The 20048-nt window shown below is 69.3% G+C and carries 16 protein-coding genes; 4 read left to right on the top strand and 12 right to left on the bottom strand.

Features of this window, described 5'->3' with window-relative positions; translation table 11 throughout:
- Together ACFV6X_RS22900 and ACFV6X_RS22895 are read left to right on the top strand one after the other, a co-directional pair.
- A partial coding sequence (locus ACFV6X_RS22900; protein ID WP_385386212.1) for a helix-hairpin-helix domain-containing protein occupies positions 1-220 on the top strand: 220 nt, incomplete at its 5' end.
- Between the two features lie 118 nt (positions 221-338).
- Positions 339-1487 (top strand): glycoside hydrolase family 5 protein, encoded by a 1149-nt coding sequence (locus tag ACFV6X_RS22895; RefSeq protein WP_385386210.1) that lies wholly within the window; start codon positions 339-341, stop codon positions 1485-1487.
- A 131-nt stretch (positions 1488-1618) separates the two neighbouring features.
- Here ACFV6X_RS22895 and ACFV6X_RS22890 read toward each other — a convergent pair whose 3' ends face one another.
- The 5 genes from ACFV6X_RS22890 to ACFV6X_RS22870 are packed head-to-tail and all read right to left on the bottom strand — an operon-like array spanning position 1619 to position 10599.
- A complete protein-coding gene (locus ACFV6X_RS22890) occupies positions 1619-4603 on the bottom strand; it encodes a glycoside hydrolase family 2 TIM barrel-domain containing protein (RefSeq protein WP_385386208.1) in 2985 nt (994 codons plus the stop codon).
- Between the two features lie 57 nt (positions 4604-4660).
- Positions 4661-7390, bottom strand: a complete 2730-nt coding sequence (locus ACFV6X_RS22885) for a glycosyl hydrolase-related protein (RefSeq protein ID WP_385386206.1) — start codon at positions 7388-7390, stop codon at positions 4661-4663.
- Positions 7391-7446: 56 nt separating this feature from the next.
- Positions 7447-8253, bottom strand: coding sequence for a carbohydrate ABC transporter permease (locus ACFV6X_RS22880; RefSeq protein ID WP_385386224.1), 807 nt, complete (start codon positions 8251-8253; stop codon positions 7447-7449).
- A gap of 47 nt (positions 8254-8300) precedes the next feature.
- On the bottom strand, positions 8301-9251 hold the full coding sequence (locus ACFV6X_RS22875) for a carbohydrate ABC transporter permease (RefSeq protein WP_385386204.1): 951 nt from the start codon (positions 9249-9251) through the stop codon (positions 8301-8303).
- Between the two features lie 7 nt (positions 9252-9258).
- Positions 9259-10599: an ABC transporter substrate-binding protein gene (locus ACFV6X_RS22870; RefSeq protein ID WP_385386202.1), complete on the bottom strand. Its 1341-nt coding sequence runs from the start codon at positions 10597-10599 to the stop codon at positions 9259-9261.
- 237 nt (positions 10600-10836) lie between these two features.
- On the opposite strand from ACFV6X_RS22870, the gene ACFV6X_RS22865 reads away from it, so the two are divergent.
- Positions 10837-11838, top strand: a complete 1002-nt coding sequence (locus ACFV6X_RS22865; protein WP_385386200.1) for a LacI family DNA-binding transcriptional regulator — start codon at positions 10837-10839, stop codon at positions 11836-11838.
- A 164-nt stretch (positions 11839-12002) separates the two neighbouring features.
- Entirely contained in the window at positions 12003-13142 is a 1140-nt protein-coding gene (locus ACFV6X_RS22860) for an AI-2E family transporter (RefSeq protein WP_385386198.1), read from the top strand.
- 159 nt (positions 13143-13301) lie between these two features.
- Here ACFV6X_RS22860 and ACFV6X_RS22855 read toward each other — a convergent pair whose 3' ends face one another.
- From ACFV6X_RS22855 to ACFV6X_RS22825, 7 genes are read right to left on the bottom strand one after another with little or no spacing between them, the layout of a single operon-like run.
- Positions 13302-14090: an enoyl-CoA hydratase/isomerase family protein gene (locus ACFV6X_RS22855; protein WP_385386196.1), complete on the bottom strand. Its 789-nt coding sequence runs from the start codon at positions 14088-14090 to the stop codon at positions 13302-13304.
- A complete protein-coding gene (locus ACFV6X_RS22850; RefSeq protein ID WP_385386194.1) occupies positions 14087-15367 on the bottom strand; it encodes a cytochrome P450 in 1281 nt (426 codons plus the stop codon). The genes ACFV6X_RS22855 and ACFV6X_RS22850 overlap by 4 nt, the downstream gene beginning before the upstream one ends.
- A gap of 60 nt (positions 15368-15427) precedes the next feature.
- Positions 15428-16801: a cytochrome P450 gene (locus ACFV6X_RS22845; protein WP_385386193.1), complete on the bottom strand. Its 1374-nt coding sequence runs from the start codon at positions 16799-16801 to the stop codon at positions 15428-15430.
- Positions 16802-16811: 10 nt separating this feature from the next.
- Positions 16812-17372 carry an ATP/GTP-binding protein gene (locus ACFV6X_RS22840; RefSeq protein ID WP_385386191.1) on the bottom strand — a complete coding sequence of 187 codons (561 nt, stop codon included), beginning with the start codon at positions 17370-17372 and terminating at the stop codon, positions 16812-16814.
- Between the two features lie 3 nt (positions 17373-17375).
- On the bottom strand, positions 17376-17759 hold the full coding sequence (locus ACFV6X_RS22835) for a DUF742 domain-containing protein (protein ID WP_385386189.1): 384 nt from the start codon (positions 17757-17759) through the stop codon (positions 17376-17378).
- A complete protein-coding gene (locus tag ACFV6X_RS22830) occupies positions 17752-18579 on the bottom strand; it encodes a roadblock/LC7 domain-containing protein (RefSeq protein WP_385386222.1) in 828 nt (275 codons plus the stop codon). The genes ACFV6X_RS22835 and ACFV6X_RS22830 overlap by 8 nt, the downstream gene beginning before the upstream one ends.
- Before the next feature lie 20 nt (positions 18580-18599).
- Entirely contained in the window at positions 18600-19778 is a 1179-nt protein-coding gene (locus ACFV6X_RS22825; RefSeq protein ID WP_385386187.1) for an ATP-binding protein, read from the bottom strand.
- Between the last annotated feature and the right edge of the window lie 270 nt (positions 19779-20048).

Raw genomic sequence — 20048 nt, 5'->3', positions numbered from 1 at the left:
GGCCGACGCCGAGGCGTCGGCCGGCGGCCCCAGCGTCGACCTGCCCGCCGGCATCGGCAAGCCGGCCACCCGGGCCCTGCTCGGCGCGGGGCTGGCGACGCCGGAGCAGGTGGCGCGGCGCACGCAGGCGGAGCTGCTGGCCCTGCACGGGGTCGGCCCGAAGGCCGTGCGCATCCTGGCGGAGGCACTTCAGGAGCGGGGGCTCGCCTTCCGGGGGTGACACACCGCCCGTCCACCCACGTGAACCCCTGTGGATGACCGGTGCCGTCAGCACCCTTGCCGCATCAGGAAAGCACCTGCTTCCATCAAGTTAGGAAAGTTTCCTGTCGGTCACGCCAATGGACGGTGTTCAGGTGAAACTGAGGCTCAAGCTGTTACCCCCGGCTGCGGTGGCAGCCGTGATCGGCGGGGCACTGCTGCTGACCACGGCCGTCGTCCCCGCCGCCCCCGCCCGCGCGATGTCGCATCAGTCGGCTGAACAGACCGACCGGTCGACCTCCGGCGATGCCACCGCGCGGACCACGACAGACGCCCGGGCCGCGGCGGACACGCCGGTCTCCCTCAACGGACAGCTCAGGGTCTGCGGCACCAAGCTCTGCAACAGCCGCGGGAACCCGATCCAGCTGCGCGGCATGAGCACCCACGGCACCCAGTGGTACCCGCACTGTCTGACCGGCGGTTCCCTCGACGCCCTGGCCCAGGACTGGAAGGCCGACGTCCTGCGGGTCTCGACCTATGTGCAGGAGGGCGGGTACGAAACGAACCCCACGCACTTCACCGACCTCGCCAACTCCCTGATCCAGCAGGCGACCGATCGCGGCATGTACGTGATCGTCGACTGGCACATGCTCACCCCGGGTGACCCGCACGCCAACCTGAGCAACGCGCGGAAGTTCTTCACCGACATCGCCAACCGCAACAAGGCCAAGAACAACATCCTCTACGAGATCGCCAACGAGCCCAGCGGCGTGAGCTGGTCCCGGATCAAGAGTTACGCGGAGCAGATCATCCCGACGATCCGGAACATCGACTCCGACGCCCCCGTACTGGTCGGAACACGTGCCTGGTCCTCGTTCGGTGTCTCCGAGGGCGCGGGCGAGTCCGAGGTGGTGAACAACCCGGTCAGGGCGTCGAACATCATGTACACCTTCCACTTCTACGCCGACTCGCACCGCGACGAGTACCTGGCCACCCTCTCCCGTGCCGCTGACGCGCTCCCGGTCTTCGTCACGGAGTTCGGCACCCAGAACTACGCCGGTGAGGGCAACAACGACTTCACCATGTCGCAGCGTTACCTCGACCTGATGGCGAACAAGAAGATCAGCTGGACGAACTGGAACTTCTCCGACGATCACCGCACCGGAGCCGTCTTCAAGACCGGTACCTGCGACAACCCCGGCTCCTGGGTCGGCACCGCGCCTCTGAAGCCCGCCGGCGTATGGATTCGTGAGCGCATCAGGACTCCCGACACCTTCCCGGTCGGCTGACTCCTGACTCCTGACTCCGACTCCCGCTCGGGCGTCGCCCTTCCGAGGACAGGGTGACGCCCGAGCACCTGATGGCGGGCGACGCGGCACACGGCGACGCCTGTGGCACCGATGGCGCCCTGGGACTCCGGTCAGGCCTCTCCCCCCGCCGCCATGCGAAGCCTGATGGTGCGTGCCTCGGGGCGCAGCACGAACTCGGGCGCCACGTCCGGGCCGCAGGCACGTGAGCCGAGCCCGTGCTGGGCCGCGTCGATGATCAGGTGGGTCGTCGCGGAGTCGGGGAGCTCGAAGGGATGCCCCGCGCGGGCGATCTGCTGCGGGGTGTGGCGGCTGAGGGTGAATCCGGGGCGGCGGCCGTGCACGTCGGGGATGGTCACCACCCGCAGCACCTCGGCGGCCGCACTCGTCAGCGTCAGCGACCGTAGCTGGGAGCGGTGCCCGGTCTCCTGGGGACGTGCGTAGTCCACCGAGAGGTCACCGACGGTGGAGGAGAACCGGCCGGTGCGGGCCGCGTGCAGGCTGTCCGGGTAGGACTCCAGGGGGCCCAGACCGAACCACTCCGCGCCGTCCACGGGAGTCGCGCCATCGGGCAGTTGGAAGCCGAGTCCGATCCGGGGCCACACCGTCCGCCAGCCGCTCGAAGGCTCGATCTCCACGCGCAGTTCCAGTTCGCCGTCTTCCAGCGACCAGACGGACTCGACCGTCACCGACAGGGCGGAGTTCGCCGCGGAGACCCTGTCGACGGTACGCAGGGCGCCCGCGGCCTGTTCCACCGAAACGCGCCGGGTGATCAGCCGGTCGAGACCGTCGCGACGCCACAGGTCGGCGTCGGACACCTCGGCCATGCCGGCGTCGCTGTTCTCGACTCCCTCGGAGGGACTCGCGTCGTTGTCGGTCGGCGCGCGGAACAACTGCAGTCGCGGCCCGGTCACGGCACGGCCGGCCAGACGGACCAGCGATCCGCCGGTGAAGTCGGCGATGCCGAGTGTCAGTGTTCCGTCGCCCGGCCGCCAGTCGCTCCGCGGCCGGACCGAGGGCACAACAGAACGTGCTGAGCAGTCCTGTTGGGCGGTCGCGATCACATGCCCTTCCGGTGCCCAGTCACCTGCCTCCGCCAGCACCGCGTCGACCGTGAGCCAGGTCTCGGCGTGCGGGGCCGCCACGATCCGGGGCAGCCGCACCACTGCTGACTCGCCCGCCGTGACGGCGGGCACGTCCAGGTCCCCGGAGTCCACGAGTGTTCCGTCGTGCTCGACGCGCCAGCGGAAGCGCAGGTCGGAGGTGTCGGCCGAGTGCCGCAGGTTCGTGATCGAGAGTTCGTCGGTGTCGAAGCCGAAACGGACCGGCTGCACGACGGCCTTGAACTCGTGCAGGCTGGGCGTCGGGTCGTCGCTGCTCAACAGCATCCCGTCCATGACGAAGTTGCCGTCGTGCACGGCCTCTCCGAAGTCGCCGCCGTAGGCGTAGTACGGCGTGCCGTCGGGGGTCGTGGCCAGGATGCCGTGGTCGCGCCACTCCCAGACGAACCCGCCGTGCAGCCGTGGGTGCGCGTGAACCAGCGCTTCGTACTGGTCGAGCGCTCCCGGGCCGTTGCCCATCGCGTGGGCGTACTCGCACAGCAGGAACGGCTTGGAGCGCTGCCGGGCGCTCTGTGCGGGGGTGCAGTTGAAGAGCACGGAGCGTGCGCCGTCGGTGCCGATCCGCTCGGTCTCCGGTACCGAGGCGTACATGCGTGAGTAGATGTCGGTGTACTCGCCGGTGTAGTCACCCTCGTAGTGCACGGGGCGTTCCGCGTCGCGGGCGTGGACCCAGGCCGACATGGCGGCGAGGTTGCTGCCGGTTCCCGCTTCGTTGCCCAGCGACCAGATGACGATGCTGGGATGGTTCTTGTCGCGTTCGACGGTGCGCTGGATGCGGTCGAGGTATGCCGCGCGCCACGCGGGGTCGTCGCTCGGATTGCCGACCCAGTCGACCTTGTCGAAGCCGTGCGTCTCCAGATCGCATTCGAGGACGACCCAGAATCCGAGTTCGTCGGCGAGGTCCAGCAACCGCGGATGCGGGGGGTAGTGACTGGTGCGGATCGCGTTGACGTTGAACCGCTTCATGCGCGCGAGGTCCTCGCGGGCGTGTTCCTCGTCGAAGACACGGCCGCGCTCGGGATGGGTCTCGTGGCGGTTGACTCCGTGGAACACGACGCGGCGGCCGTTCACCAGGAAGCGATCGCCGCGGATCTCGACCGTACGGAATCCCACCCGCAGGGCGATCCTCTCCGCGGCCGTCGACACGGTGACGTCGTACAGACGCGGCCGCTCGGCCGACCAGGGCTGCACCTCGGCGACGTCCACAGGGGCGACGTCGTCCGCCGTCGCCCAGACCCGCTCGATGCCGAGTTCGGGGATGCGCAGGGTGACGGGGAACGCCGTCGCGTCGGCGGTGACCTCGGGGACGACGCGTCCGCGGCCGTCGTCGAAACCGGTCCGCAGCCAGACGTCCTCGATGCCTCCGGCCGGCCGGGCGAGCAGGGTGACGTCGCGGAAGATGCCCGGCAGCCACCACTGGTCCTGGTCCTCGACGTAACTCGCCGCCGACCACTGGTGCACCCGCACGGCGACGACGTTGTCGCCCGTGCGTACCGCGGACGTGATGTCGAACTCGTGAGCCAGCCGGCTGCCACTGGCACTGCCGATCTCGATCCCGTTGACCCACACCTTGAAGAGTGACTCGACACCGTCGAACCGCAGCACGATGCGCTCGGAGTCCGACCAGTCGGCGGGGATGTCGAAGTGACGGCGGTAGTCGCCGGTGGGGTTCTCGTCCGGGACGTGGGGCGGGTCGATCGGGAACGGGAACTGGATGTTCGTGTAGATCGGCCGGCCGTAGGCCCCGTCGCCCTGGAGCACCCAGTGCGAGGGCACCGCGATGCTGTCCCAGCCGTGGTCGTCGAAGTCCTCGGTCGCGAAGTCCTCCGCCACCGAGGCCACGGGCGAGTGACGAAAGCGCCAAGGCCCGTTCAGGGAACGTGAGGGTGCGTCGGAGTGCAGCCACGAGCGGGCCGGGCGCAGCGCACCACGCGCGGGAGTGGTGTCCGAAACGTACGCGGAAAGCTCGGATGACAAGGAGTCACAACTTTCGTGGTGGCGAGGGGGGGAAGGTCGTTCTGCCGTGGGGAGTGGCTACCGGAGCACGACGGTTCGGATCTCCCAGGGACCGAGGACGAGGTCGAGCCCGTCCCGCATGGACGTCCGGGACAGCGGCCGGCCGAGCAGGTCGACCGTGGTGGCCTCGGTGAACGCGCCGGTCACGCGGACGGTCGACGTGGTGTCGCTCATCGCGGCCATCCGGACCTCGGTGCCGGTCCCGCGCTCGTCGTCGGTGACACGGCGGATGCTGGAGACGAGGACGTCGCTGCCGTCCACCCGCACGCCACTCGCGTCGGGGGGCAACTGACCCGCGGCAGGTGCGGTCCCACGGGTGACCAGCACGTCGTTGCGGAACTCCTCGGCGAGGGCGACCGCGTTGCCACCCTGCCAGCCGCTTGCCGACGGCACGACGGCGAAGCGGTTCTCGATCCGCATGCCGAGATCCTGCGCGCCCGGTGCGAGGATCTCGCTCGCCGCGGGCTCGTCGCGGAGAGGGTGGATGTTGACGCTGATCGATCCGATCGCGCGCAGCATTGTGATGGCGAGTGCGGAGCCCTCGTCGACGAGTTCGTACTCACTGGAGTGGTCGAGCAGGACGTTGGCGGCTCCGGCCGACACGAACGAACTCGCGGGGAAGGTGGGGAGCGGGTACTCGCCCCAGCCGCCCTCGGCGGTGAGCCCGCGCTCGGTGACGGCGAACTGCCCGGCGGAGGCGGACGTGTCGACGGGCTCGGGCAGCGGCACATGGAAGCGCAGCCGGTGGTCGGCGCACTGGTTCAGGAAGGACGTGGTGATCCGGGCGAACGGCTCACCCGCGCGTACCTCCACCAGCATCTCCACCGGCGTCGGCACGGTCCGGTCGCTGCGCAGGTCACGGTCGGAGGAGAGCGCCACGGGCCAGTCGTAGACCCGGGTGACGCGCAGCCGGGAACGCAGCGGGCCGCTCTCCAGGAGTTCGACGGTGACATGCGCCGGCTCCGACACGAGCACGTCCCGTGCCGGGGGAGCGTAGTTGTAGCTGTCGCCGCGGTCACCGCCGTCGACGAGCCGGCCGACTCCCCTCAGGGCGGCGCCGTCGGCCCCGGTCACGTCCAGGGTCCCGTCGGCGGCGACCGCGACCTCGACCAGGCCGTTCGACAGCGTGCCGGCCGTCGCTGTGGCGGGCATGAGAGGCACGGCCGGGGCGGCGGGCCGGTCGGTCGCCTCGACCCGGAAACTCGTCAGCCCGCAGGCGGGGACCTGCACGGGCACCAGGGCGGTGGCGCGGGCCTCCACCAGCGTCCGTACCTGCCATTCACCCGGGTGCGCGGCGGCCGCGGCGGCGACCTCGCGGCGCAGGATCAGCAGATCGAAGGGTCCACTGGACGGCACCTCGGCGAGGTGGAAGACCAGTGCGCCCGCGGTCAGTTCGTAGCGGTCGATCAGCAGGCCGAACAGCTCACGGCGGTGGATGCGACGCAGCACCCGCTCCAGTTGCGACGCGTCCATGCGCTCGTCGCTGAGCACGGTCGGGGCCTGGGAGATCAACTGCACGGGTTGCTCGGAGCCGTCGGAGGCGGTCGCGACCAGCGTGGTCCCCTCCGGCGGGGCGACGACATCCACCTCGACCAGCGCGGTGCGCGCCGAGGGCAGCGGGTTGGCCACCAGGTGGCTGTCGCTCGGTACGAGGGCGGCGGGCTCGGCGAGCGCCGCGTCCCGTACGGCTCGTGCCGCCTGCGCGGCTTCGGCGAGCCGGGCCTCGACCTGGTCGCAGGTCTCGTCGGTGCCCGAGCCGACCACCGAGTCGTGTGCCGTCGATTCGATGATCTTGTGCCATGCCAGCGAGAGGAACGGCGAGTCGTCGCGCCGGGACCACAGGGCGTTGACCCGCTCGGCGTGGTCGACGGTGCGCTCGGCGACGGCCATCCGCTGCTTGAGCCCGAGCCGCACGGACAGCACGCCGGGAAGGATGTTGCCGCGCACATGGCTGCGCAGTTCACCGGTGACGACGGCGGTCACCTCGTCCCGCACGTGCCCCCGGATGTACTCGTCGAGCGTCGCGATGGTGATGGCGCGCTCCTCGCCGGACGCCTGCCGCAGCCAGGCCGCCAGGCGTGGGTCGGGCGCGTTGTGGTCGGTGCCGGCCATGGCCAGCACCGGATCGCCACCCCAGCGCTCGGCCGTCATCTCGGCGTACTCGCCGAGCGCGCGGCCGATCTGGTCCGGGACCAGCAGGACGTCGAGGCCGTTGTCGTAGCCGTCGAAGAGGAACTCGGTCCGCACCACGGAGCCGTCGGGGGCGCGCCAGCGGAAGGCATGGCCGTCGACGGAGCCGGGCACACCGCGCCACAGCGCGGCGTGCTCGATCCCGGCGCGCGCAAGGATCTGCGGCATCTGCGCGACGTGGCCGAACATGTCGGGCAGATAGCCGATGGGCATCGCACCGCCGAGGGCCTCCGCGGCCGCCCAGCCCATCTGGAGGTTGCGCACGATGGTCTCACCGGAGCAGAGGAACTCGTCGAGCAGGATCAGCCACGGTCCGATGGCGAGTCTGCCCTCGCGGACCAGGGCCACGACGCGATCCCGGTTCTCCGGTCGCATCTCCAGATAATCCTCGACCGCGGCCATCTGGCCGTCGACGGTGAACCGGAAGTCCGGGTTCGCCTCGGCCGTCTCCAGCACGGTGTCGAGGGCGGCGACGAGCCGGTGCCGGAACACCTGGAAGGGCTCGTACCACTCACGGTCCCAGTGGAAATGGGGCACGAAGACGGCGGAGTTCTGCATGGCGAGGGCGACCTTCTGTGCTGGCGGGGGAGGGTGAACGTGGAGCGCGGGCGGGACTACTTGAGGGATCCGGCGGCCAGCCCGGTGCGCCAGAACCGCTGGAGGAGGATGAACACGATGATCACGGGCACGATCGACACCAGCGAGCCGGTGATCACCGACTGCTGCAGGAGCGGGGCGCGGGCGGTCTGACCGTTCCACTGGTAGAGGCCGAGCGTGATCGGGAAGAGTGACTCCTTCTGGAGCATCACCATCGGCAGGAAGAAGTTGTTCCAGATGGCGACGAACTGGAACAGGAAGATGGTCACCAGCGCCGGCGTCATCAGCTTGAACGCCACCGAGAAGAACGTACGGAACTCTCCCGCGCCGTCGAGGCGCGCCGACTCGATGAGTTCCTGAGGGACGGCGGCGTTGGCGAAGATACGCGCGAGGTAGACACCGAACGGGCTGACGACGCTGGGCAGGAACACCGCGAGGTAGGTGTTGACGAGCCCGGTCGCCGAGAACAGCAGGAACAGCGGGAGGGCGAGCGCCGTGGTGGGCACCAGCACACCGCCGAGGATGACCGAGAACAGGAACTCGCGGCCCCGGAACCGGAACTTGGCGAGCGCGTAGCCGCACAGCGCGGAGATCAGGGTGCCGACGGCGGCGCCCAGCACCGCGTAGATGACGGTGTTCAGGGCCCACCGCCCGAAGATGCCGTCGCTGCGGGTGAACAGGACCCGCAGATTCTCGAACAGGTTGAAGTCCGAGAACGCCAGCCCGTTGGTGGAGGCGAGGTCACCCTGTGGCTTCGTCGCCGCGACGATCAGGAAGTAGACCGGCAGCAGGAAGTAGATGGCCAGCAGGAACATCAGAGCCATGACGGCCGTGCGGCTGACGCGGCTTTCGCGGATCGCGGGTTGGTTGCTCACAGGCCCGCCTTCTTCGAAGTCAGTCGCATGAAACCGAAGCTCAGGACGAAGGTGATGACGGCGATGACCACCGAGATCGCCGCGGCCTGCTGGTAGTTGTTCCCGGACGCCACCGCGTAGGCGAGCATGTTGGGTGTGAACGTGCTGGAGATGTTGGAGGAGATCTGGCGCAGCACGGCCGGCTCGGCGTAGAGCTGAAGGGTACCGATGATCGAGAACACGGTGGTCAGGACGATCGACGGGGCGATGATCGGAACCTTGACCCGCCAGGCGATCGTCCAGTTGCTCGCGCCGTCGATCTTGGCGGCCTCGTAGAGCTCCTGCGGTATCGACTGCAGCGCCGCGTACATGATCAGCATGTTGTAGCCGGTCCACAGCCACGTGGACACGTTCGCCGCCGACCACAACACGGCACCGGGACCGAGGAAATCGGGCTCGAGACCGATGCCCTTCAACAGGTCGACAACGGGGCTGAGCTGCGGCGAGTAGAGATACGACCACATGATCGCGGCGATGACTCCGGGCACGGCGTACGGCATGAACGCCGTGATCCGGAAGAAGGACTTGAGCCGCAGCAGCGGGGTGTCCAGGAGCAGCGCCATGACCAGCGCGACGAACAGCATGACCGGCACCTGTACGACGCCGAACAGTCCGATGCGCCCGATGCTGGCCCAGAACTCGCTGTTCTGGAAGACCTCCGCGTACTGCTCGAAACCACCGAAGGTCGTGTACGACGTGCCGTACTGGCCTCCGGTACGGCGCACGACGCGGACGCTCTGCCAGAGCGCGTAGCCCACCGGCACCAGGTAGAACAGCACGAACGGGAGGAAGAAGGGGATCAGGAACGCGGCGACGGTGCCCGCCCGGGGGCCGCCGCCGTTGAGACGACGGCGACGGCCCTTGGACGACGCCACCGCGCTGGTCGCGCGGGTTGCGATGTCGGTCATGCTGCGGTCACTTGCCCGCCGTGGCCGGGATCGCCTGGTCCTGCATCGACTTCAGTGCCGCCTCCTGGGCGACAGCGAGCGCGTCGGTGAGCTTGCCGTCACCGGCCGCCGCCTTGGCCATGGCGTCCTGAAGCGCCAGGTTCACCGTCTTCTGTGTGGGCCCCCAGGTGAAGCTGGTGTCGACCTGCTGGGACGACTCGGCGAAGACGTCGAATATCTTCTGGTTGTTGTAGTACGGCACGCCCTTGGACAGCGCCGGAAGCTCCAACCCCGCGGTGGCCGCCGGGTAGAGGCCGCCGAGCTCGTTCTCCAGTGCGAGCGCCTCCGGGTCGGTGTTGAGCCACGTGTTGAACTTGACCGACTCGTACAGGTGCTTGCTGTCCTTCATGAACGCGACGGTCGATCCGCCCCAGTTGCCGGACGTGGCGTTCGCGCCCCAGGTCGGCATCGGGACGATCGTCCACTTGCCGGCCTGCTTGGGCAGGTTGTCGCGGAACATGCTGTAGCCCCAGGCGGCGCCGATGTAGCTGGCGATCTGGTCCTTCTGGTACGCGGCGTACATCTGGGTGGAGCCGTGGGCGAGGTCGGTGCGGACCGCGTCGTCGGAGATCAGGTCCTGCCAGTAGTTCGCGACCTGCTCGCTCTGCTCCGACTCGACCGTGACGTGCCACTTGTCGTCGGCGTAGGCGTACATGTTGGCGTTGTTCTGCCAGAGCAGGCCGTTGAACCACTCGGCGTTGTTCGGGTCGAAGTAGGTGATGGTGAGGTCGGAGTCGGCCTTGTGCAGCTTCTCGGCGGCCGTGGCGTACTCGTCCCAGGTCTTGGGGATCGCGACGTCGTACTTCTCGAAGATGTCGCTGCGCACGAACAGGGCCATCGGGCCGGTGTCCTGCGGGAGGGCGAACACGCCGGTGTCGCCGAAGCTGGACTGCGACCACGTCCAGGGAACGAACTTGGACTTGGCCGCGGTGGCGTCCGCGCAGGCCGACGCGTCGACGAACGCGTCCTGGGTGCGCAGGTTGGGGAGCTGGTCGTAGCCGACCTGTGCGAGGTCAGGTGCCTTGCCCGCCTTGAGCGCGTTGCCGATGGCGCCGTACTGGTCGTTGGAGATGTTCTTCGTCTCGACCTGGATGTTCGGGTTCTTCTTGTTCCACAGGTCGACAACCTTGTCCATGCCCGGAACGGTGTTCCAGTACTGGAGCGTGACCTTGCCCTTCGCGGGCTCGCAGGAGCCCGCGGACGCGTTGTCGGACGAGGGGGATGAGGAACACCCGGCGAGTACGGTGATGCCTGCTGCTGCTGCCGCGGCGACGACGGCGAGGCGGGTGTGTGTGACTGTCCTGCTCATATCTTCCGTTCCAGAGAGCGACTAGCGGCGAGTGCTAGGCGGGTCGACGTTGACACCTGAGGCGGGATGCCTTCTGGTTGGAATCAGGTTCCGTGAGCGGTAACGTGATCGCTCACGGGAGCGGTAACGGCGGGATGACGGGGGAGTTGTTGCGAAGTGATTGGGAGTGTGCGCTTCGGTGCGGCCGGGTGTCAAGGAATCGGCGCACAGGCAACGACAACTAGGCGGAGGTGAGTGATGGCGGCGTCGGGGACGGGCCCTCGCAGGGTGACGATCGACGATGTGGCCCGGTCCGCGGGGGTGTCCCGGCAGACCGTGTCACGGGCGCTCAACGACAAGGACGAGATCGGGGACTCCACCAAGCAGCGCGTCCTCGACGCGGCCCTGGAGCTGGGGTACCGGCCCAGCCGGTTCGCCAGGGGGCTCGTCCGGCAGGACACGATCAGTGTCGGGCTCGTGATCCCCGATCTGCTCAACCCGTTCTTCACGGAGGTCGCCGCCGCCGCGCTGGACGCGGCGCGGGCGCGTGGCTGGCATGTCGTCGTGTACGACACGGGGGACCGCATCGAGGAGGAGCGGGGCACGCTCGAGGTGATCGCCTCGCAGGTGGACGCCGTCGTGGGATACCTGAGCCAGACCGAGGCCGAGATCGACAAGCTGACTCGAGGGCTGCCCGTGGTGCTCATCGACCGCGAGCACGACGCCGAGCGGTTCAGCGCGATCCGGATCGACGGTCAGGAAGGCGTGCACGCGGCGATCAGGTACCTGGTCGAGTCGGGCCACCGGCGCATCGGCATGCTCGATCACGCGGGCCGTTCCGAGCCGAGCATCCGCCACGAGTGGTTCGCGGGCGCCATGGCCGCCTGTGGACTGGACGCCGGGTCGGTGAGCCGCGCGGACCAGAGCGTCGAGGGCGGGGAGCACGCGCTGAAGGAGCTCCTCGCCACCCATCCCGACGTGACCGCCGTGTTCACGTTCAACGACATCATCGCCATAGGAGCGCTGCGCGCCGCACGCCGGCTCGGGCGTACGGTGCCCCAGGACCTCGCCGTGATCGGCTTCGACGGCCTCCAACTCGGAGAACTGGTCGAGCCGCCCCTGTCCACCGTGGCCCTGGACACACGGCAGCTGGGCGCGCTCGCGGTCGAACAGACGGCCCGCCTGCTGACCAGGAGCGGCCCGCTGAGCGGGGACGAACTGGTGGTGAGGGCGGAGCTGCGGCGGCGTGAGTCGGCGTGAGTCGGCGTCCTGCCCGGCTGACCGCCCGTCAAGTCGGTCCCGCGTCCCGCCAAGTCCCTCCGGCACGGCGCCTGTCGGCCGCAGGTCCGGAGGGCTCGGCACCCGTGCGGACGATCGGCGGGCCGCGGCGGCCGTGGGGGAGTGGTGGCGCATAGGGTGATCGCATGTCTGCCTCATTGAGCCCTGCGAGAACCCGCGCCGCACTCCGTGCCTCGGCGCGCATATCGGCGGAGCTGCTGCTGGTCCTCGTGGGGACCGCGGTGGTGCTCTGGCTTCTCGGCCGGATGTGGCCGATCGTCTGGCCCCTTGTGATCGGCTTGCTCCTCACCACGCTGACCTGGCCCGTCGCCCGGTTCCTGCGTCGTCACGGCTGGCCGCCGGCCCTGGCCGCGTCGGTGGTGACCGTGCTGTTCCTCGCGGTCGCCGCCGGTGCCGTGGCGCTCATCGCCGTCCCGGTCGCCTCGCAGTCCGGCGAGCTGACCGACGGAGTGGTCGAGGGCATCCAGCGCGTACGGGAGTGGGCCGCGGGCCCGCCGCTGAACATCGGCGACGATCAGATCACCACCGCCCTGGACAGCGCGACCGACCGTCTCCAGAGCAGTGTCGGCAGCATGGTCACCACCCTCGCCACCGGTGTGGGCACCGTCGTCAACGGGGTGGTGACGGCCGTTCTCGCCCTCTTCCTGATGTTCTTCTTCCTCAAGGACGGGCCGCGCTTCCTGCCCTGGCTCGCCCGCCAGCTGCCCGGGCGCCTCGCGGACGACGTCCCGGCCGTCGCCGAGCGCGGCTGGGACACCCTCGGGGCCTTCGTCCGCTCCCAGGCGGCGGTCGGTCTGCTGGACGCCGTCCTCATCGGCATCGGACTCTGGGTCCTGGACGTGCCGCTGGTCCTCCCGCTGGCCGTGCTCACCTTCGTGTGCGCGTTCGTGCCGATCATCGGCGCCCTCTTCGCGGGTTTCGTCGCGGTGCTCATCGCCCTGGTGTCGAACGGGCTGACGGACGCCCTGATGGTGCTGGCCATCATCGTCGTCGTCCAGCAGTTGGAGGGCAACGTCTTCCAGCCCATGATCCAGAGCCGGGGGCTCGGTCTGCACGCGGCGGTCGTCCTGCTCGCGGTGACCCTGGGCGGCAGCCTGGCGGGCATCGTGGGCAGTCTGCTCGCCGTCCCGGCGGCCGCGCTGATCGCGGTGGTCTGGAACTACGTACGCGAGCAGCTCTCCGAGCCGCCGCGCGACCCGGTGGGTGTCCCGGGCCCCGGACACGGCACCGACCCGGAACCCGCGGCCGCACCGCTCGCCACCTGACGAGCTTCGCCCCGCTCGGAAGGACGAGGGCCCTGCCGTTCCCGGCAGGGCCCTCGTGCGTGCTGAGGCGTACTGTCCGCGGTTCCCCGGACGACGCCACTGGTTCAGTGGCCCCGGCATCCGCGGTGACGATTCCGCGTCAGCGCCCGGGACCTGTCGTCACCGCCTTGGCTGTGGTGTGAGCCGACTGGTCAGCAGGTGGGAGTCCAGCAGCGCGAGGTCGCCCGTGCGGGCGGCCTTCGCGTAGGCCGTGAGCATGCGTTTGGTCAGGACGAGTGCCTCGGGGGAGCGCCGGGCGAGGGGTTTCGTCCAGGCGGTGACGACGTCGTCCAGCTGCTCGACCGGTGCCACCTTGTGGAGCAACCCGAGCTGATGGGCGGTGGCGGCGTCGAACGCGTCGCAGGTGAGCATGAGTTCGCGGATCCTCGCGGCGCCGGCCTCCCAGATCAGGCGGCCCATGGCACCGCCCCAGGCGGGTGCGAGTCCGACACCGACCTCGGGCATGCGGAACTGGGCGGTGTCCGATCCGGCGCGGAGATCGCAGTGCGCGGCGAGTGCGAGGCCGGCGCCGATGACCTTGCCGTGGAGCCGGGCGATGGTGACGGCGTGGGTGTTCTCCAGGGCCTGACACAGACGGTGGGCCTTGTCCGCGATGCGGCGCAGTGCCCCCGCGGTCGGGTCCGTGGCCAACGCCTCCTGGAATTCCCGGCGGTCGGCTCCCAGGCAGAAGTCCTCGCCGGAGGAGGAGAGCACCAGGACGCGTATGTCCGGCCGTTCATGGAGGCTGTCGAGGACATCGGTGAGTTCGTCCAGGACGGCGGCGCCGAGAGTGTCGTCCTGGAGGGAGGGGTTGAGCCGGACGTGGAGGACGGGGCCGGTCTGCGTGACGCCGAGGTGCGCGTGCGCGGACAGGGGTGCGGCGAGGGCGGGGGCGATCGAGGTGTTCATGCGAGGGCGACATCCAAGTTCAGCAGGCGCCTGAACGCCACCCGGGGGGCACGGGCGGGCCGGCGCACCAGGGTGAGCCGGGGCAGGCGGGTGACGGTCCGGCGTAGCAGGGTCTGGGCCTCGAGCCTGGCCAGCGGCGCTCCGAGGCAGTAGTGGATGCCTGCGCTGAAGGCGAGATGGGCGGGCTTGCGGTGGGGGTCGAACAGTTCGGGACGGGCGAAGCGGGCGGGGTCGCGTTGGGCGGCTCCCACCATGAGGTGGACCATCTCGCCCGCGCGGACCTCGACGCCCTCCAGGAGGCAGTCCGAGGCGGCGATCCGGCTGATCACGTGGGTGGGAGGGTCGTAGCGCAGCGCCTCCTCCACGAACGCCGGCACGAGGTCGGGCTGTTCGGTGAGCAGGCGCCCGCGATCGGGGTGTTCGACGAGGAGCAGCGTCATCGTCGACAGGAGGGTCGAGGTCGTCTCCAGGGCCGCCAGCAGGACGAACAGGGTGAGGAAGTAGACCGCTTCATCGGCCTTGTCCTGGTCCGGCTCCATGGCGTCCCATGTGCGTATCCATCGGGACACGGGGTCCTCGCCCGGATGTGCGCGCCGCTCGCGCACCAGGTCGAGGAAGTAGGCGCGCAGTTCCGCCATGGCGATGTCGGAGCGGGCCAACTGGCTGGCCGAGGGAAGCAGCTCCTGGGTGAACACCTGGTCGTGGGTCAGTTCGCGAAGCCGGGGCCAGTCCGCGCTCGGCAGCGCGAGCCAGTCGCCGACGGTGGCGACGGGAAGCTCTTCGCACACCAGGGCGGCGAAGTCCGCCTCCCCTTCGTGCAGGCGCTCCCGCACGTTGTCGAGGAGGCGGTCGACGACCTGGTTCACCCGGTGGCCGATGCGCTCGATGGTGTGGCGGTCGAAGTTGCCCGCCGACCGGCGCACACGAGTGTGCTCAGGGGGGTTGAGCGCGGGCAGGGTGCGGCTGATCTCCCGGGAGGAGGAGGCGCTCCAGCGGGTGCGCTCGCCCTGCTGTTCCCTCCAGCTCGTGTCCGGTTCGAGCCAGGTGCCGCTGCGCAGCACCTGGTCGCACGTGCCGAAAGTGGTGACGAGGAAACCGCCCCATGGGGCGGGGCTGACTCCACCCCGCGCTTGGAGCTCTTCGTAGATCGGGAAGGGATCGGCCTGTCCTTCAGCCGTGCGGAGGCGGGAGAACAGGGAGACGGTGGCCCGACGGTCGGCCGAGCTAGCCGTGGCAGTCCCCACGATGACGGCTCCTTTCTGAGGATCAGCCGCCATACGTACCCGTGAGGTGTTTGATGCATCCAATAACACTGTGGCTTCTTATGGTTACCTACATCACTCGCCCCTCACCCATGCCCGGAAGCGGCTGAACAGCCCACCTTTGTGCTGCGTCGCTTCCTGGGCCGAGCGAAGAGGGGCCGTCTGGGGCGCGGCCGTGGACGGCTGTGCCGGCTGGCCGGGCCGCGCGGCCGTGGTCGCGGAGACGGCCGCCGACGGGACGGCGCGGGGCGTGAACCGGATGGGAACGGCCGTCAGGGAGCGGCTCCACGGCGCAGGCACCCAGACGAGTTCCTTGAAGGGGACGCGCACCTCGATGTCGGGGAGCCGGTTGAGCAGGGACTCGACCGCCGTGGCCGCGATCATGAACGCCGGGTCCTTGGCCGGGCAGGCGTGGGGGCCGGCACCGAAGGCCAGGTGGGCCTTGGCGCTCAGCTGCTCGCGGTGCTCGGTCAGCTTCGGGTCGGTGTTGGCCGCCGCGAACGAGATCAGCACCGGGTCGTTGGCCCGCAGCGTCCTGCCGCCCAGCTCGATGTCCTGGGTGGGGTAGTGCGCCGCGTAGTTGGCGATCGGCGCGTAGTTCCACAGCGTCTTCACGACCGCGTCCTCGATCGGCAGACCGGCCGGCCACGCGTCGCTGAGGTACAGGGCGCTGCTGGTGCCGATCGCGGCGGCCAGGGGCGCCGTTCCACCGGAGAGCAGCGTCACGAGCTGGTGCAGCACCTCCTCGTCGGTCAGCCGGGCGGAGTGCACCATCAGGCGGGTGGTGAGGTCCTCACCCGGCTGGCGGCGCTTGAGGGCGATCAGTTCGGCGAGCGCGCCGCCGAGTACCTCGTCGGCGCCCGGGGTGCCCTGGAAGATGCCGGTGATTCCGGTGATGACACGGTCGCCGAGCTCGGGCGGGCAGCCGAACAGTTCGCCGAAGACCAGAAGCGGCAGCGGCTGGGCGTAGGAGGTCATCAGCTCGGCCTCACCGACGGGGTCGGAGCTGAACCGGCTGATCAGGTAGTCGGCCGACTGCTGGACCAGGCGGACGAGCCGGACCTGGTCGACCGTGGCGAGGCTGTCCGTGACCGCCTGCCGCAGCCGAGCGTGTGCCGCGCCGTCACTGAACAGCGCGTTGGGGCGGTAACCCATCATGGGCAGCGCCGGGCTGTCGGCGGGGACGCGCCCTTCGTTCAGCGCGTTCCAGCGGCGGGAGTCCCGCACGAACACGGCCGGGTTCTGCAGGATGTACAGGCTCGCGTCGTAACTCGTCACGAGCTCGACCTGGACACCCGGCGCGATGTCGACGGGGGCGCTGTGCCCCAGCGAGCGCAGCTTGGCGTACTGGCGCTCGGGGTCGGAGCCGAATTCGGGTCCGTACAGCGGGGTGTTGCCGTGCGCGGGGCAGCCGGCCGGTATGCCGGTCGGGTCGGACTGCTGGTGCATGCCGTGGCTCCTAGCCAAGTATGGACATGAGGTGCTTCACGAGGGTGATGAGGGACTGCGCCGCGGAGTCCTGGCTCCGCACGTCGCAGTGGATGATCGGGGTCTCATCGGAGAGGTTGAGTGCCTCGCGTACCTCGTCGAGCGGGTAGTCGGGGGTTCCGTCGAAGCGGTTGACGCCGATGGCGTAGCCCAGGCCGAACTGCTCGACCAGGTCCAGGATGGGGAAGCTCTCGTGCAGTCGCTCGGGGTCCACCAGCACCAGTGCGCCCAGTGCGCCCCGGGACAGGCCCTCCCACATCTCCTTGAAGCGTTCCTGTCCCGGCGTACCGAAGAGATAGAGGACGAGGGTGTCGCTGAGGGTCAGACGCCCGAAGTCCATGGCCACGGTCGTGGTGGTCTTGTCCGGGGTGCCCGACAGGTCGTCGAAGCCCTCGCTGGCCTCGGTGATCTCCTCCTCGGTCTGGAGGGGTTCGATCTCGGAGATGCTTCCGATGAAAGTGGTCTTCCCGACCCCGAAGTGGCCCATGACGAGGATCTTCACGGAACGGGAGACGGCTGGATCCAGATACACGGCTTACGCTCCGAATCGTGTCTTCAGGCCGTCGAGTACGGCGGTGAGCAGTTCGCGGTCGACACGTTCGGCTCGTGGCGCCGGATTCCTCACGAAGATCAGGCCGTCCTCCGCCATCTGCGCCAGCAGGATGCGCACGATGCCCAGGGGCAGCCGGGTGTAGCCGGACACCTCGGCCACGGACAGGAAGCCGTCGGCGATCAGGTCCATGACCGTGCGGGCTTCCGGGGACAGGGTGCGAGCGGCGGCCGAGGCCCCTTCCTGGGCGGTGACGAGCGTGGTGTGCTCGTACTCGTGCTCCGCGGGCAGGGCACGTCCCTTCGCGATGACGAACAGCGGCACTAACGCCGACGTCAGCTCCAGCTCGCCGTCCGGTTCGTCATGCATCGCCGGCCCTCCCTCCCTGCGACACCTGCCGCGCCACGAGCGCAGGTATCACGTCGCTGAGACGCGTGGTGAACTCCTCGATGTCACAGTCGTGTTCGGCGGCGGCCGCCAGGAACGCGCCGGCGCCGGCCGCGATCAGGAAGATCCAGCCGTGCCGGAACTCGATGACCGTCTGCCGCCACTCGTCGTCCCGCAGGCCGCCAGCGAACGGAGCCGTGGCACGGCTGTAGGCGTGGATCCCCGTCATGGCCGCGGAGATCGTGTCCGCCAGGTCCCTGCCGATCCCCGTGCTCGCGCCGCGGGGCAGACCGTCCGCCCCGAGGAGCAGGGCGTGACGGGCGCCGCGTACGGAGGCGATCACCTCGTCCAGTTCGGCCAGGACGAATCCCGAACCGCTCGCCTCCTCCTGCCGCGCGGCGCCACCACCCGCGGCCCTGGCCGCGTCCGCGGCACTCACCCGCGGCGGGGAGGTGAGGTTGTTGCCGAGCCGGGCGACCAGGCGGTTCATGCGGAAGGAGATCTGCTGCATGTCGACATCGGGCTCGGCGGCGGCGGCCAGGTAGGCCCCCTGGCCGGCCCCGATCAGGAACACCCAGCCGTGCGAGAACTCGACGATCGTCTGATTCCACTGCCGGTCCTGCGAGGGTCCGGCGAAGTGGGCGGTCGCCCGGCTGAGCGACTGCATCCCGGCCATGGCCGCGGAGATGGTCCGCACGTCCTTCTGGTTCAGGCCGTCCGTCGACCCGCGTGGAAGTCCGTCCGCGGACAGCACCACGGCGTGCCGCGCCCGGGGTACGTTGTCCACGATGTCCTGGACCATCCACGACATGTCTGTAGTTGTCATGCGTCTTCGGACCCTTCAGGCGTCGGGGCTTCGAGGTCACGGCCCGACAGTGTGCCGCGCTGAAATGCCCCCAACCCGCCGCCGGAAGGGCGCGATGCCCTCCTGGGCGTCTGCTCACCGCCGGAGGTGTTCCCGTCGGGAACACTGGCGATGGGCGACTTACGCGCTCCACGCTTCGGCAGGCCGTGCATCGTACGCGCGGACTGCTCGCGGCTCTCGCCGCGTCGGATGCTGCTCACCTGCGCCTCGGTGGCCGGCGGGGTGGTCTCCTCCATGGTCCACAACTCCTCGGGCAGCAGGACGACGGCCCGGACGCCGCCGTAACGGGAGACTCCGGTGACGTCGACCTTGAAGCCGTACTGACGAGCGATCAGACCTATGACGGGGAAGCCGAACTTCGGCTGGGTGCCCAGTTGGGACAGCCGGGGAACGGCGTCGCCGGCCAGCAGCGCGGTCGCCTTCTGCCGGTCCTCGTCGCTCATGCTGACGCCGGCGTCGTCGATGACGATGCAGAGGTTCTTCTGCACGCGCTGGAACGTCACCTCGATCGGCGCGTCCGCCTGCGAGAAGCTGGCAGCGTTGTCGAGCAGTTCGGCGACGGCCAGGGCGACCGGAGCGACGGCGGACGACTTCAGAGCGATGCCGCTCGGCTGCATGATCTCGACCCGGTGGAAGTTCCGGATCTGGCTCTGGGCGCTGCGGACGACGTCGTAGACGCTGGCGGGCTGGTTGCGCCGGCCGAGAGGCGCACCGCACATGACCGCGATGCCCTGAGCCTTACGGGCCATCTGCGCGTTGGCGTGAGTGACCTCCATCAGGTCGGAGAGGACGGTGTGCCCGCCGTACTTGCGCTGGATCTCGTCCAGCAGCACGGTCTGCTCGACCGCGAGGCTCTGCAGGAAGCGGGCGGCGCCCTTGAGGACCGCCTTGGTGCTCTCCTCCGCGGCCTGCTCGGCCTCCCGGATCACACCGTCCTGCTCGCTCCGGACCTTCGCCAGTTCGTGCTGCACGCGGGTGAGTTCGGCCTCGGTGTAGTTCAGCCGCTGCCCCAGGGAGGCTTCGGACTCCCTCTTCCTCACCCCCAGGGCTTTGTTGCGAAGTACGAGAGCCACGACTGCGGCAATGGCTGTCACCGCTATCGCAACCAGGCACCAAAGAAGCACGTCTTGAGTCATGGAAACCTTTCTCGGCGCATGGCATGCAGGCGTCGACGGACCTCGCAAAGGCCCGCAACCCGTCACACAAGGACCGCGTTGCTGCTGGTGCGAAGAGCACCTCAGGTCCGGCACTCGAACAAAGTGGATCAAGGTCGCAGACGGCGGAATGCTATCACCGTCAACTCGGCGCGCCGTCCGCACGTATGGCGTCTCCACAGGATCAACAAGGGTGCCCGCAGGGGTGGTTGAGGGAAGGCGCGTCATGTCGCCTCTGCGACATGACGCCAA

It is taken from the genome of Streptomyces sp. NPDC059861 (assembly GCF_042731435.1).
In the GTDB taxonomy this organism is placed as follows: Bacteria; Actinomycetota; Actinomycetes; order Streptomycetales; family Streptomycetaceae; genus Streptomyces.
This window is presented reverse-complemented; position numbering and strand designations above follow the sequence as displayed.

Excerpts from the sequence above, each read along its gene's own strand:
- ACFV6X_RS22845 (WP_385386193.1), bottom strand. The coding sequence starts at position 16,801 with ATGCACCAGCAGTCCGACCCGACCGGCATACCGGCCGGCTGCCCCGCG.
- ACFV6X_RS22850 (WP_385386194.1), bottom strand. The coding sequence starts at position 15,367 with ATGGCGGCTGATCCTCAGAAAGGAGCCGTCATCGTGGGGACTGCCACG.
- ACFV6X_RS22885 (WP_385386206.1), bottom strand. The coding sequence starts at position 7,390 with ATGCAGAACTCCGCCGTCTTCGTGCCCCATTTCCACTGGGACCGTGAG.
- ACFV6X_RS22880 (WP_385386224.1), bottom strand. The coding sequence starts at position 8,253 with ATGGCTCTGATGTTCCTGCTGGCCATCTACTTCCTGCTGCCGGTCTAC.
- ACFV6X_RS22830 (WP_385386222.1), bottom strand. The coding sequence starts at position 18,579 with ATGGTCCAGGACATCGTGGACAACGTACCCCGGGCGCGGCACGCCGTG.
- ACFV6X_RS22895 (WP_385386210.1), top strand. The coding sequence starts at position 339 with ATGGACGGTGTTCAGGTGAAACTGAGGCTCAAGCTGTTACCCCCGGCT.
- ACFV6X_RS22860 (WP_385386198.1), top strand. The coding sequence starts at position 12,003 with ATGTCTGCCTCATTGAGCCCTGCGAGAACCCGCGCCGCACTCCGTGCC.
- ACFV6X_RS22825 (WP_385386187.1), bottom strand. The coding sequence starts at position 19,778 with ATGACTCAAGACGTGCTTCTTTGGTGCCTGGTTGCGATAGCGGTGACA.
- ACFV6X_RS22870 (WP_385386202.1), bottom strand. The coding sequence starts at position 10,599 with ATGAGCAGGACAGTCACACACACCCGCCTCGCCGTCGTCGCCGCGGCA.
- ACFV6X_RS22865 (WP_385386200.1), top strand. The coding sequence starts at position 10,837 with ATGGCGGCGTCGGGGACGGGCCCTCGCAGGGTGACGATCGACGATGTG.
- ACFV6X_RS22835 (WP_385386189.1), bottom strand. The coding sequence starts at position 17,759 with ATGCATGACGAACCGGACGGCGAGCTGGAGCTGACGTCGGCGTTAGTG.
- ACFV6X_RS22875 (WP_385386204.1), bottom strand. The coding sequence starts at position 9,251 with ATGACCGACATCGCAACCCGCGCGACCAGCGCGGTGGCGTCGTCCAAG.
- ACFV6X_RS22855 (WP_385386196.1), bottom strand. The coding sequence starts at position 14,090 with ATGAACACCTCGATCGCCCCCGCCCTCGCCGCACCCCTGTCCGCGCAC.